At 70.1% G+C, this 13,764-nt stretch carries 8 protein-coding genes; 5 read left to right on the top strand and 3 right to left on the bottom strand.

Annotated features, from left to right (window positions below):
- Positions 1 to 102: 102 nt before the first annotated feature.
- The 3 genes from ACLZOT_RS18495 (at position 103) to ACLZOT_RS18485 (ending at position 3,927) form a co-directional block, all read left to right on the top strand.
- A complete protein-coding gene (locus ACLZOT_RS18495; RefSeq protein WP_416970044.1) occupies positions 103 to 966 on the top strand; it encodes a LysR substrate-binding domain-containing protein in 864 nt (287 codons plus the stop codon).
- Positions 967 to 1,175: 209 nt separating this feature from the next.
- The gene (locus ACLZOT_RS18490) at positions 1,176 to 3,002 is read left to right on the top strand and encodes an AMP-dependent synthetase/ligase (protein ID WP_416970076.1); all 1,827 of its coding nucleotides are present in this window, start codon (positions 1,176 to 1,178) and stop codon (positions 3,000 to 3,002) included.
- 88 nt (positions 3,003 to 3,090) lie between these two features.
- Entirely contained in the window at positions 3,091 to 3,927 is an 837-nt protein-coding gene (locus tag ACLZOT_RS18485) for an aldo/keto reductase (protein WP_416970043.1), read from the top strand.
- A gap of 49 nt (positions 3,928 to 3,976) precedes the next feature.
- On the opposite strand, the gene ACLZOT_RS18480 is transcribed toward ACLZOT_RS18485, so the two are convergent.
- From ACLZOT_RS18480 to ACLZOT_RS18470, 3 genes are all read right to left on the bottom strand, one after another.
- Positions 3,977 to 4,672: an SDR family oxidoreductase gene (locus ACLZOT_RS18480; RefSeq protein WP_416970042.1), complete on the bottom strand. Its 696-nt coding sequence runs from the start codon at positions 4,670 to 4,672 to the stop codon at positions 3,977 to 3,979.
- A 69-nt stretch (positions 4,673 to 4,741) separates the two neighbouring features.
- Positions 4,742 to 5,641 (bottom strand): class I SAM-dependent methyltransferase, encoded by a 900-nt coding sequence (locus tag ACLZOT_RS18475; protein WP_416970041.1) that lies wholly within the window; start codon positions 5,639 to 5,641, stop codon positions 4,742 to 4,744.
- A 182-nt stretch (positions 5,642 to 5,823) separates the two neighbouring features.
- Positions 5,824 to 7,545 (bottom strand): glycoside hydrolase family 6 protein, encoded by a 1,722-nt coding sequence (locus ACLZOT_RS18470; RefSeq protein WP_416970040.1) that lies wholly within the window; start codon positions 7,543 to 7,545, stop codon positions 5,824 to 5,826.
- Between the two features lie 449 nt (positions 7,546 to 7,994).
- On the opposite strand from ACLZOT_RS18470, the gene ACLZOT_RS18465 reads away from it, so the two are divergent.
- A complete protein-coding gene (locus ACLZOT_RS18465; RefSeq protein ID WP_416970039.1) occupies positions 7,995 to 10,910 on the top strand; it encodes a glycoside hydrolase family 48 protein in 2,916 nt (971 codons plus the stop codon).
- 133 nt (positions 10,911 to 11,043) lie between these two features.
- Positions 11,044 to 13,701 (top strand): cellulose binding domain-containing protein, encoded by a 2,658-nt coding sequence (locus ACLZOT_RS18460; RefSeq protein ID WP_416970038.1) that lies wholly within the window; start codon positions 11,044 to 11,046, stop codon positions 13,699 to 13,701.
- Positions 13,702 to 13,764 lie beyond the last annotated feature (63 nt).

The following is a 13,764-nucleotide window of genomic DNA, read 5'->3' as shown; positions in this document are numbered from 1 at the left end:
CAGCCGCCCCTCTCCATGGTCCTCCTCCCCTCCGTGATCGGGAATCCGTCATACCGAACTGACTGTTATCGCGATCGGCGATGAGCGTCTAGCCTGAGACCCATGTACGACCCCTCCCACCTGCGTACCTTCCTCACCGTCGCGCAAACCCTCAGCTTCACCCAGGCCGCCCGCCGTCTCGGCCTGCGTCAGTCGACCGTCAGCCAGCACGTACGCCGTCTGGAGGACGCGGTCGGCCGCACTCTGTTCACCCGGGACACGCACTCCGTCGAGCTGACGGAGGACGGCGAGGCGATGCTCGGCTTCGCCCGGCGGATCCTCGCCGTGCACGAGCAGGCCACCGCGTTCTTCACGGGGACGCGGCTGCGGGGCCGGCTGCGGTTCGGGGCGTCGGAGGACTTCGTGCTGACCCGGCTGCCGGAGATCCTGGAGGGGTTCCGGTACGAACACCCCGAAGTCGACCTGGAGTTGACGGTCGAGCTGTCGGGCACGCTGCACGAGCAGCTCGCCGCCGGGAAGCTGGACCTCGTCCTCGCGAAGCGGCGCCCGGAGGATCCCCGGGGCGAGCTGGTCTGGCACGACGAGCTGGTGTGGATCGGCGCCGAGCGGCTGCGGCTGGACGCGGAACGCCCCGTACCGCTGATCGTCTATCCGCCGCCGGGCATCACCCGGGCGCTGGCGCTGGAGGCGCTGGAGCGGGAGGGGCGGGCGTGGCGGATCGTGTGCACGAGCGGGAGTCTGAGCGGGCTGGTCGCGGCGGCGCGGGCGGGGCTCGGGGTGATGGCGCACTCGCGGACGGTGATGCCGCCGGGGCTGGTGCGGGTGCCGGACCGGTTCGGGCTGCCGGAGCTGGGGCCGGTGGACTTCGTGCTGGTGCACGGCCGGAGCAGGCCCCCGGCGACCGAGGCGGCCGACGCGCTGGCGGCGGCGATCCTCGCGGGGGGCGTACGCCTGCACCGACAGTGACCGTTCGCGCGCAGATTCCGTGGAGATTGAGGCGCTGAAACTTACCGAACCGTCAGCTTTCTGTCCGTTCTCTTCCGCTCTGTTCACCTTTCTCCGGTCCCGACCACCCCGTACCAGAGCATCACTCCGTTTTCGCCCCCCTCCCGCCCTTCGTCCCCGTGGGGTAGCTTTCACCGCGCAAAACGGCCGGAAAGAAGCGGGGTGTGAGGTTGCGCGAGTTCACCAACCCGCCGTTGGCGTTGGCACCTCCCGTCGGCGGCCTCGCCGACTCCGTGTTCCGGTACGCCGAGGACGACCCCCGGTACATCGCGCTGGGCCGTCGCGACGAGGACGGCGCGTGGCGGGACGTCACCGCCGGCGAGTTCCGCGACGAGGTCCTCGCCCTCGCCAAGGGCCTGCTCGCCCGCGGCATCCGCTTCGGCGACCGCGTCGCGATCATGTCCCGCACCCGCTACGAGTGGACGCTCTTCGACTACGCCCTGTGGACGATCGGCGCGCACGTGGTGCCGGTCTATCCGACGTCCTCCGCCGACCAGTGCTTCTGGATGCTGTACGACAGCGGCTGCGCCGCCGCCGTCATCGAGCACGAGGACCACGCGATGACGATCGCCACGGTCATCGACCGCCTGCCCGCCCTGCGCGAGGTGTGGCAGCTCGACAACGGCGTCGTCCGGGAGCTGTACGACGGCGGCGCGCACCTCGACGACGAGGTGGTCCACCGCCACCGCGAGGCCGTCACCCCCGAGTCCGTGGCCAGCGTCATCTACACCTCGGGGACGACAGGCCGCCCCAAGGGCTGCGTGATCACGCACGGCAACCTGATGTTCGAGGCGGACACGGTGATCCGCTACTGGGAGCCGATCTTCCGCTCCCGGCGCGGCGACGAGCCGGCGACCCTGCTGTTCCTGCCGCTGGCGCACGTCTTCGGGCGGATGGTGCAGGTCGCGGCACTGCGGGCCCGGGTGCGGTTCGGGCACCAGCCGCAGATGCAGGCCGCCGTCCTGCTGCCCGACCTCGCCGCGTTCAGACCGACGTTCTTCCTGGCCGTGCCGTACATCTTCGAGAAGGTCTTCGCCGCCGCCCGGCGCAAGGCGGAGCGCGAGGGGCGCTCGGGGCCGTTCGAGAAGGCCGTCGACATCGCTGTCGCGTACGCGGAGGCGGTGGAGGCGAAGGCGTGGGGGACGGGTCCGGGCCCGTCCGCCGGTCTGCGGCTCCAGCACCAGATCTACGACAAGCTGGTGTACGCCAAGGTCCGCGCCGCGATGGGCGGGCGCGTCCGGCAGGCCGTGTCCGGCGGCTCGGCGATGGACCGGCGGCTCGGGCTGTTCTTCGCGGGCGCGGGCGTGCAGATCTACGAGGGGTACGGGCTGACGGAGACGACGGCCGCGGCCACCGCGAACCCGCCCGGCCGCACCCGCTACGGCACGGTCGGCCAGCCCATCCCCGGCATGACCGTGCACATCGCCGACGACGGGGAGATCTGGCTGCGCGGCGAGAACGTCTTCCCCTCCTACCTCAACAACCCGAAGGCCACCGACCAGGCCCTGCACGACGGCTGGCTGGCCACCGGCGACCTCGGCTCCCTCGACGGCGACGGCTACCTCACCATCACCGGCCGCAAGAAGGAGATCCTGGTCACCTCCGGCGGCAAGAGCGTCTCGCCGGGGCCGCTGGAGGAGCGGGTGCGCGACCATCCGCTGGTCGGACAGTGCGTCCTCGTCGGCAACGACCGGCCCTTCGTCGCCGCCCTCATCACCCTCGACCCCGAGGGCGTCGAGCACTGGCTCAGGATGCTCGACAAACCGGACCTGTCCCCCGCCGAACTCGTGCACGACAGCGACCTGGAGGCCGAGGTCCGCCGGGCCGTCGTCGCCGCGAACACGCTGGTCTCGCAGGCCGAGCAGATCCGTACGTTCCGCATCCTCGGGCAGCCGTTCACCGAGGAGCACGGCCTGCTGACGCCGTCCCTGAAGCTCAAGCGCAAGGCCATCGAGAACGCCTACGCGAAAGAGGTCGAGGCGCTGTACCGGCACTGAGCCGGATTCCTGTGAGAGGAATGCGCCGCGTACCGTGATCGTTGACTATGGAAGCACCCCTGACGGACAACCGAAGGATCGAGAGCGCGTGAGCAGCAAGGTCCCCCCGATCATCCTGAACAACGGCGTCGAGATGCCCCAGCTGGGCTTCGGCGTGTGGCAGGTGCCGGACGACGAGGCGGAGCGCGCGGTCGCCACCGCCCTGGAGGCCGGCTACCGCTCCATCGACACGGCCGCGATCTACGGCAACGAGGAGGGCACCGGCAAGGCGGTCGCCGCCTCCGGTGTGGCCCGCGAGGAGCTCTTCGTCACGACGAAGCTGTGGAACACCGAGCAGGGCTACGACTCGACGCTGCGCGCGTTCGACGAGTCCCTCGGCAAGCTGGGCCTCGACTACGTCGACCTGTACCTGATCCACTGGCCGACCCCGGCCCGTGACCTGTACGTCGACACGTACAAGGCGTTCGAGAAGCTGTACGCCGACGGTCGCGTCAAGGCGATCGGCGTCTCCAACTTCCCCGTCGGCCACCTGGAGCGGCTCATCGCCGAGACCTCGGTGATCCCGGCGGTCAACCAGATCGAGCTGCACCCCCACCTCCAGCAGCACGCGCTGCGCGAGTTCCACGCCGAGCAGGGCATCGCCACCGAGGCGTGGTCCCCGCTCGGCCAGGGCAAGGGGCTCCTGGAGGTCCCGGCGATCGTCGCGATCGCCCAGAAGCACGGCCGCACCCCGGCGCAGGTCGTGCTGCGCTGGCACCTCCAGACCGGCAACGTCGTCATCCCCAAGTCGGTGACGCCGTCGCGGATCAAGGAGAACATCGAGGTCTTCGACTTCTCCCTGGACACCGAGGACCTGGCGGCGATCAGCGCGCTGAACGAGGACCGGCGCATCGGTCCGGACCCGGCGGAGTTCAACCTCGCGTGATGTGAGATGACGTGAGGGGCGGGACGTTTCATGTCCCGCCCCTTTCGCGCTAGACGGGCTGTCCGGTCGGCCGGACGACGACGGTGTTGACGTCGACGCCCTCCGGCTGGTGCAGCGACCAGACGACCGAGCCGGCGATCTGGTCCGCCGTCAGCAGGTGGCCCGGCGGCAGGCTCCCGTAGCTGTCCCAGAACGGCGTCTCCGTGCGGCCCGGCGCGATGTGGGTGACGCCCACGCCCCACTCGGTGACCTGGCGGCGCGTGTTCTCGGCGAGCCCGGTGACCGCCCACTTCGTCGCCCCGTACAGGTTGCCGGGGCCGTGGACGAACCCGGCGACGCTCCCGACCAGCACGATCCGGCCCTGCGTCGCCCTCAGCGCGTCGATCGAGGCGCGGATCAGCAGCGCCGGGCCCAGCACGTTGGTGAGGATCATCTCCGGCCAGCCGGACGGATCGCCCTCGGCGACCGAATCGTGCGTGGCCGTACCGGCGTTGGCGACCGCCGCGTCCAGCCTGCCGTACGTCTCAAGGGTCTTGTCGACGGCGTGCTGGACGTCGGTGTACTCGGCCGCGTTGCCGGGGAGCGTCAACAGGCCCTCCGGGTCGCCGAGTTCCTTCGCGAAGGCGGCGAGGCGGTCCTCGCCGCGGCCGGTGACGGCCACCTTCCAGTCCTGCGCGAGGAGTTGACGGGCGACGGCCGCGCCGATGCCGCTGCCGCCGCCGGTGATGAGTGCGACGCGAGTCATGGTGTACCCCCTGTGTCGTGCCTGAACGAGAGGGAGTTCACCATTTCGAGCGCTCTCGAAGTCAAGCGGTCACACCGGGCGGACCGCCGTGTGCACGGTGTGGGCCGCCAGGACGTACAGGTCGGGGCGGCGCTGGAGGCTCGCCGGATCCTGCGGATCCAGCAAACGGTCGATCGTCTCGCGGTCCTGCGCGTCGAGGTGTTCGCCGACGCCGCCGCGGACCCGGGTGAACTGTTCGACGACGTAGGCGCGGGCCCGGTCGGAGGCGGGGGCCGGCAGGTCGAGGAGGAAGCTGCGGGTGCGGGTGTGCTTGAGGCCCGCCGAGGTCAACAGGGCCGCCCAGTCCTCGCGTTCGTCCACCGCGCCCGGCAGGTCGGCGCGCATCCGGGCGAACCGGTCCGCCGTCAGCGCCTCGATGCGGGACTCCAGACCGGGGCGGCCGAAGCCCAGGTCGCGGGGGAGGAAGCGGGCGGGGAGGCCGCCCTCCATGAGCGCGAGCGTCCCGCCGGGTGCCAGGCGCTCGGCGCAGGCGGTGAGGGCGGCGCGCTGGTCGCCGAGGTGGTGCAGGCTGCGGCCGGCCCAGACCAGGTCGGCGGGGTAGTCCAACTCGCCGAGGCTGCCGGGGAGTTCACCGGCGAGGGTGGCGAACCTGTCGGCGTACCCGAGCCGCTCCGCCCGCTCGCGGGCCCGGTCGAGGAGGGGCTCGGAGCCGTCGGCGGCGACGACGCGGGCGCCGGGGAACGTCTCGGCGAACAGGCCGGTGACGACGCCGGGGCCGCTGCCGAGGTCCACGATCAGACCGGGCTCGGTGATCTCCTTGCCGAGCCAGGCGAGCGCCCGCTCGTACCAGGGGGCGTACAACTCGGCCTGGGACTCCAGGTGATGGGCCATCCCGGCCCAGTCGATGTCCGTGTCCTGCCCGTGTGCGTGCCCGTGCGCGTGGTCGTGCTGCTGGTGCTGGTGTGCCATGCCGGTCACCCTCTCGTCGGTGGTGGCGACAGCGTGCGCCGCCGCACCGGGAAGGGGCCACTTCTCTTGCCGGTACCGCAAAAAATTGCCGTACCGGCAAAAGCCCGGCTGAGAGACCCGCGTCCGCCGGGGCCCGGGGCGAGAAGGGTGTACGGCCCCGGCGGACGCGAGAGAGGGGAAGCTCAGCTGAGCGGCGGGTAGGCGTTCTGCATCAGCTGCTGGAACTGCGCGGAGAACCAGTGCCCGGACAGCGGCGCGTTGCCGAGGGCGCCGGACATGTTGTTGTTGTTGCGCGGGTTGCCGGTGTACGTCGGGTCGCACATCCGGTCGAAGCCCTTGCCCTCGTCGTTCGGGATCGCCGAGGACGAACCGTCGGACTCACCCGGCGGCTTCATCCACACGTACGCGTCGATCCCGGCGGCGGGAGCGGCCTTCGGACGTTCGCCGAGCCCGGCACCGGACTGGTTGCACCAGTTCCCGACGTGGATACGGCGGTCGTAGCGCCCGCCGTCGACGTACGTGTCCACGCTGGTCTGCGCGCCGGGACCGGCGGGACGCGCGCTGCCGCCCCAGCCGTTGCGGGAGGTGTCGATCAGCATGCCGATGGTCGAGCGGAAGCCGGCCGAGACGAGCTGGGTGCGGAACGCCTGCGCGTACGACAGTTCGTCCGTGTACCGGTTCCAGTCGACCCACTTCGACTCGCGCACGGACTTGCCGGCGATGGTCTCGTTGATGGAGAAGTTGTTCTCCTTCAGGGCGCTGTAGTTGGCCGTGTTGGTGATGAAGCCGTGGACGTCGTCGACGGTCGCGCCCTCGGCGGTGGCCGCCTGGGCGAAGAGCTGCGCGGACGGGGCGAAGTTGTCGTCCCAGCCGAGCCAGCCGTGGTGCCCGGCGTCGATGTAGTTGTAGACGTTGGGGATGTCGCCGAGCTTGTTCAGCGCGTACCCGACGCCCTTCACGTAGTTGCCGTTGGCCTTCATCGTGTCGCACTGCGGCGTCGCGGTGGCCCGGCTGCCGGTGTTGGTGATGAGGTTGGGCAGCGAGTCGATCTCGATCGTGTTGACGATCCGCAGCGAGGCGTACTTGGGGTCGGCGAGGATCGCGGCGATCGGGTCGATGAACTGCGTCTTGTACTTGTCGATCTCCGTCGGGCCGAGTTCGCCGTTGGAGGCGAGGGCCGCGCAGTCCCGGCCGGGCAGGTCGTAGATGACGAGCTGGACGACGAGTTCGCCGCTGCCCTTCTGGGTGAGCGCGGTGTCGAGGTGGGCGCGCAGGCCGCGGGCGCCGGTCGTGCCGTTGATCGCGGCGATGCGGTCCATCCAGACGCCGGTGGGCTGGTTGGAGATCCGCGAACCGCCGGTCTCCGCCGCGGCCTTGGCGGCCCAGTCCGGGTTGACGTACACCTTGGCGCCCGCGTACGGGTTGTCGACCTTGGTGCCGGTGCCGGGTCCGGGGGTGCCCGGGCCGGTGGGGCCGCCGGTGCCGCTGTCGACGTTGCAGGTGACGCCGTCGAGCGTGAACGTCGCGGGCAGCGCGTTGCTGCCGCTGTAGGACGCCTGGAAGCCGAAGCTGACCGAACCGCCGGTCGGCAGCGACCCGTTGTACGTCTCGTTGGCGGCGGTGACGGCCGTCCCGGCCTGGGTGACCTTCGCGTTCCAGCCGCTGGTGACCTGCTGGTTGCCGCCGTACGACCACTTCACGGCCCAACTCGACTTGGCGGCCGAGTTGTTGGTGACGGTGACGTTGGCGGTGAAGCCGGTGCTCCACTGGTTCTGGACCTGGTAGTCGACGGTGCAGGGGATCGCGGCGATCGACCCGGCGTCCGGGACCATCGCCAGCGCGGTCCCGGACGCGCCGGCGACGAGCGCCAGCGCGGCGAGCATCGCTGTTCTGCTACGGCTCATGAGTGCGGGTTCCTTCTCTTCGGGGTGCGGGTGCTTCTCGTGCCGCGTCGATCAGGTTCGGTGCACCAAAGAGGCGTGCGCGGTCGGCGTCCGGACGGAGCGGGTTCGACCACGGGAGACGTCGCGGCGAGGCCGGCGACGGCTAAAAGTACTGAACGCGAGGGGTGTCGCATGAGCGACTCCTTGCAGCTCAGGCACGCCAAGGCGGACGCACCGACTGATGGAATCGCTCCCACTGGTGTCAACGAAGCTAGCGGCAAGACCCGGTAAAGAACAGGGGAGTCACTGACTTTCCCTCAACAACAGGTGTCGAATCTTTTCGACTCTTCAAGAGCCTTGACCCCCGACACCCCCATCCTCACTATGGGAGCGCTCCCACTGGTTCAAGGCTTGTTGCTCCTCCCCCACTTCCGCCGAGCACTCCCCGAGCCGCAAGGAGGAACCAGCACATGGACCCACGACGCAGACGCCGTAGGACGCGGCGCCTGTGGACCGCCGCCGTGGCGGCCCTCGCGCTCCCGCTGGCCACCCTGAGCACGCTCACAAGTACCGCCGAGGCGGCGGCACTTCAGTGCAGCGTCGACTACAAGACCAACGACTGGGGCAGCGGTTTCACCGCCGACCTCACGATCACCAACCGGGGCACCGACCCCATCAACGGCTGGACGCTGGGCTACTCGTACAGCGGCAACCAGAAGCTGTCGAACGGCTGGAACGGCACCTGGACCCAGTCCGGCAGCACCGTCTCCGTGCAGAGCGCCACCTACAACGCGAACATCGCCGCCGGCGCCGCCGTGACCACGGGCGCCCAGTTCACGTACAGCGGCACCAACGCGGCGCCGACCAGCTTCACGATCAACGGCACCGCCTGTGTCGGCGCGCACCAGCCGCCGATCACCGTGCTGACCAGCCCCACCGCGGGCGCGATCTACACGCAGGGCGACCCGGTGCCGCTCGCGGCGACGGCCGCCGCCGCGGACAACGCGACGATCAGCAAGGTCGAGTTCTACGACGACACGACCCTGCTCGGCACGGACACCACCGCGCCGTACACGTTCTCCGCGACCGGCCTGGCCGCGGGCGCGCACTCCCTGGTCGCGAAGGCGTACGACAGCCTGGGCGCGGCCGGGACCTCGACGCCGGTCGGGATCACCGTGGCCTCGGGCCCGGCGGTCGTCGCCTCGGTGACCCAACTCGCCGTCCAGCAGGGGAAGACGGGCACGTACACGCTGCGGCTGTCGACGCAGCCCTCGTCGAACGTGACGGTGACCACCGCGCGCGTCTCCGGCAACACCGGCCTCTCGGTGACCGGCGGCGCCTCGCTCACCTTCACCCCGTCGAACTGGAACACGGCGCAGACGGTGACGATCACCGGCAACGCCACCGGCACCGGGGCCGCGGCCTTCGACTCGACGGCGGCCGGCCTCGCGAAGGCGACGGTCACAGCGACCCAGATCGCCGGGCAGAAGACGTACGACGCCCGGTTCCTGGAGCTGTACGGGAAGATCACCAACCCGGCGAACGGCTACTTCTCGCCGGAGGGCATCCCGTACCACTCGGTGGAGACCCTGATCGTCGAGGCCCCCGACCAGGGCCACGAGACGACGTCCGAGGCGTACAGCTACCTGCTGTGGCTCCAGGCGACGTACGGCAGGATCACCGGTGACTGGTCGAAGTTCAACGGCGCGTGGGACCTCATGGAGAAGTACATGATCCCCACCCACGCCGACCAGCCGACCAACTCGTTCTACAACGCGTCCAAGCCGGCCACGTACGCGCCCGAGCTGGACACCCCGAACGAGTACCCGGCACGCCTGGACACCTCCATCTCGGTGGGCCAGGACCCGATCGCGGCCGAGCTGAAGTCCGCGTACGGCACGGACGACATCTACGGCATGCACTGGCTGCAGGACGTGGACAACGTCTACGGGTACGGCAACGCGCCCGGCAAGTGCGAGGCGGGGCCGGCCGACACGGGTCCCTCGTACATCAACACCTTCCAGCGGGGCGCGCAGGAATCGGTGTGGGAGACGATCCCGCAGCCGACCTGCGACCAGTTCAAGTACGGCGGCACGAACGGCTACCTGGACCTGTTCACCGGTGACGCCTCCTACGCGAAGCAGTGGAAGTTCACCAACGCGCCGGACGCCGACGCGCGCGCCGTGCAGGCCGCGTACTGGGCGGACGTCTGGGCGAAGCAGCAGGGCAAGGGCGCCGACGTCTCGGCGGCCGTCGGCAAGGCCGCGAAGATGGGCGACTATCTGCGGTACTCGATGTACGACAAGTACTTCAAGAAGATCGGCAACTGTGTCGGTCCGTCCGCCTGCGCGGCCGGCTCCGGCAAGAACTCCTCGGCCTATCTGATGTCCTGGTACTACGCCTGGGGCGGCGCGACCGACACCTCGGCGGGCTGGGCCTGGCGGATCGGCTCCAGCCACAGCCACAGCGGCTACCAGAACCCCCTGGCCGCGTACGCGCTCAGCGCCTACGCGCCGCTGAAGCCGAAGTCGGCGACCGGGTCCGCGGACTGGGCGACCTCGCTCACCCGCCAACTCGAGTTCTACCGCTGGCTCCAGTCGAACGAGGGCGCCATCGCGGGTGGGGCGACGAACAGCTGGGCGGGGCGGTACGCCACTCCCCCGGCCGGGAAGTCGACCTTCTACGGCATGTACTACGACCAGCAGCCCGTCTACCACGACCCGCCGTCGAACCAGTGGTTCGGGTTCCAGGCGTGGTCGATGGAGCGGGTCGCCGAGTACTACCAGCAGACCGGGAACGCGGCCGCCAAGGCGGTCCTCGACAAGTGGGTCACCTGGGCGCTGTCGCAGACCACCGTCAACCCCGACGGCACCTACCGGTTCCCGGCGACGCTCTCCTGGTCCGGCCAGCCCGACACCTGGAACGCGTCGAGTCCCGGCGCCAACACGGGACTTCACGTCAGCGTCGTCGACTACACCAACGACGTCGGCGTGGCGGGCGCGTACGCACGGACGTTGACGTACTACGCCGCCAAGTCCGGTCACGCGCAGGCCAAGACGGTCGCCAAGGCCCTCCTCGACGGCATGTGGTCGCACTACCAGGACAGCCTGGGCATCGCGACCCCGGAGACCCGGGCCGACTACAACCGCTTCGACGACGGCGTGTACGTCCCGAGCGGCTGGACCGGCAAGATGCCGAACGGCGACACCATCAACTCCTCCTCGACCTTCATCTCCCTGAGGTCCTTCTACAAGAACGACCCCAACTGGTCGAAGATCGAGGCATATCTCGCGGGCGGAGCGGCGCCCTCGTTCACGTACCACCGGTTCTGGGCCCAGGCCGACATCGCACTGGCCCTGGGTTCGTACGCGGAGCTGCTCGAATAAGTCCCCGCTGGGCCCGGTGACAGGGCCCGTGGCTCCGTGTATCTGCGCCGGGCGACCCCCACCCGCACAGGGGGTCGCCCGGTCGTACCCGTTTTCTTCCCGCACATGGCAGCACGAGGAAGGAACCCCCACCGTGCGAAGAACCCGCATCCTCACGACCGTGCTGGCGCTCGGCGCCGGACTGCTCGCGGGCGCCCCACCCGCCCTCGCCACCGCCCCCGACGCCAGGCCCGCGCTCGCGGCGGAGTCGTACACCTGGAAGAACGCGCGGATCGACGGGGGCGGTTTCGTCCCCGGGATCGTGTTCAGCCGCAAGGAGAAGAACCTCGCCTACGCGCGCACCGACATCGGCGGCGCGTACCGCTGGCAGGAGTCGTCGAAGACCTGGACGCCGCTGCTCGACTCGGTCGGCTGGACGAACTGGGGCCACACGGGCGTCGCGAGCCTCGCGGCGGACCCGGTGGACGCGAACAAGGTGTACGCGGCCGTCGGCACGTACACGAACAGCTGGGACCCCGGCAACGGCGCGATCCTGCGTTCGGGCGACCGGGGTGCGACCTGGCAGAAGACCGACCTGCCGTTCAAGCTGGGCGGCAACATGCCGGGCCGGGGCATGGGCGAGCGCCTGGCCGTCGACCCGAACCGCAACAGCGTGCTGTACCTGGCCGCGCCGAGCGGCAAGGGCCTGTGGCGTTCGACGGACTCCGGGGTGACCTGGGCGCAGGTGACGGCGTTCCCCAACGCCGGTAACTACGTGCAGGATCCGACGGACACGAGCGGGTACGCGAACGACAACCAGGGCGTCGTCTGGGTCACGTTCGACGAGTCGACGGGCACGGCCGGGAACGCCACCCGCACGATCTACGTGGGCGTCGCCGACAAGGACAACGCCGTCTACCGCTCCACGGACGCGGGCGCCACCTGGTCCCGCCTCGCCGGCCAGCCGACCGGCTACCTCCCGCACAAGGGCGTGCTGGCGAACGGCAACCTGTACCTCGCCTACAGCGACAAGGGCGGCCCGTACGACGGCGGCAAGGGCCAGCTGTGGCGGTACGCGACGGGCACGAGTACCTGGACGAACATCAGCCCCGTCGCCGAGGCCGACACCTACTACGGCTTCAGCGGCCTCACCGTCGACCGCCAGAAGCCGGGTACGGTCATGGCGACCGCGTACAGCTCCTGGTGGCCGGACACGCAGCTCTTCCGGTCGACGGACTCCGGGGCGACCTGGACGAAGGCGTGGGACTACACGTCGTACCCGAACCGCGCGAACCGCTTCACCATGGACGTCTCCTCGTCGCCGTGGCTGACCTGGGGCGCGAACCCGTCGCCGCCCGAGCAGACGCCCAAACTCGGCTGGATGACCGAGGCGCTGGAGATCGACCCGTTCAACTCGGCGCGGATGATGTACGGGACGGGCGCGACGATCTACGGCACGGAGAACCTGAACAACTGGGATTCCGGGGGCCAGTTCACGATCAAACCGATGGTGCAGGGCCTGGAGGAGACGGCCGTCAACGACCTCGCCTCGCCGCCGGCCGGCGCCCCGCTGGTCAGCGCGCTCGGTGACGTGGGCGGGTTCCGGCACACGAGCCTCACGGCCGTACCGCCGATGATGTTCCTCCAGCCGAACTTCACGTCGACCACGAGCCTCGACTTCGCGGAGACCAACCCGAACACGTTCGTGCGGGTCGGGAACCTCGACTCCGGTCCGCACGTGGCCTTTTCGACCGACAACGGCGCCAACTGGTTCGCCGGGACGGACCCTTCGGGCGTGAGCGGCGGCGGCACGGTCGCGGCGGCTTCCGACGGCAGCCGCTTCGTGTGGTCGCCCGAGGGCACCGGCGTGCAGTACACGACCGGGTTCGGTACGTCCTGGCAGGCGTCGAGCGGTATCCCGGCGGGCGCGATCGTCGAATCGGACCGCGTCGACGCGCGCACCTTCTACGGCTTCAAGTCCGGCAAGTTCTACGTCAGTTCGGACGGCGGCGCGACCTTCACCGCGTCCGCCGCGACCGGCCTGCCCGCCGGTGACACCGTCCGCTTCAAGGCGCTGCCCGGCGCGAAGGGCGACATCTGGCTGGCGGGCGGCGCCACCGACTCGGCGTACGGGCTGTGGCACTCCACGGACTCCGGGGCGACCTTCACGAAGCTGTCGAACGTCGAACAGGCCGACACGGTCGGCTTCGGCAAGGCGGCGACCGGCGCCTCGTACCAGACGCTCTACACCAGCGCGAAGATCGGCGGGGTGCGCGGCATCTTCCGGTCGACGGACAAGGGCGCGAGCTGGGTCCGGGTCAACGACGACGCGCATCAGTGGGGTTGGACCGGGGCGGCGATCACCGGTGACCCGCGCGTGTACGGGCGGGTGTACGTGTCCACCAACGGGCGGGGCGTGATCTACGGCGACACGTCCGACACCGGCGGGGGCGGCGGGGGTGGTGGCGGAGGCGGCGATCCTCAGCCCACCGGCGCCTGTTCGGTCACGTACACCGTCACCAACCAGTGGTCCGGCGGCTTCCAGGCGGACGTGAAGCTCACCAACACCGGTACGTCGGCGTGGACTTCGTGGGCGCTGGGCTGGTCGTTCCCCAACTCGCAGGCGATCTCGGCCATTTGGAACGCCGAGTACACGCAGTCCGGGGCGGCGGTCACCGCGAAGAACGTCGGCTGGAACGGCGGGGTCGCGGCGGGGTCGTCCGTGAGTTTCGGGTTCACGGCGAGCTGGTCGGGGACGAACGGGAAACCGGCCGCCTTCAAGGTGGGGGACCAGAGCTGCACGGTGGTCTGATCACCCAGTCCGGATGAGTACGGCTACTCATGAGGGGGCGGTGGCGCCTTTGGCAGGCTGGTC

It is taken from the genome of Streptomyces sp. 4F14 (assembly GCF_048159485.1).
GTDB lineage: Bacteria > Actinomycetota > Actinomycetes > Streptomycetales > Streptomycetaceae > Streptomyces.
The sequence above is the reverse complement of the archived record's forward strand: the minus strand, read 5'-3'. Positions and strand labels throughout refer to the sequence as shown.

Bases quoted from the DNA above. Each gene is read 5' to 3' on its own strand.
- ACLZOT_RS18470 (WP_416970040.1), bottom strand. From the start codon at position 7,545: ATGAGCCGTAGCAGAACAGCGATGCTCGCCGCGCTGGCGCTCGTCGCC.
- ACLZOT_RS18475 (WP_416970041.1), bottom strand. From the start codon at position 5,641: ATGGCACACCAGCACCAGCAGCACGACCACGCGCACGGGCACGCACAC.
- ACLZOT_RS18465 (WP_416970039.1), top strand. From the start codon at position 7,995: ATGGACCCACGACGCAGACGCCGTAGGACGCGGCGCCTGTGGACCGCC.
- ACLZOT_RS18495 (WP_416970044.1), top strand. From the start codon at position 103: ATGTACGACCCCTCCCACCTGCGTACCTTCCTCACCGTCGCGCAAACC.
- ACLZOT_RS18480 (WP_416970042.1), bottom strand. From the start codon at position 4,672: ATGACTCGCGTCGCACTCATCACCGGCGGCGGCAGCGGCATCGGCGCG.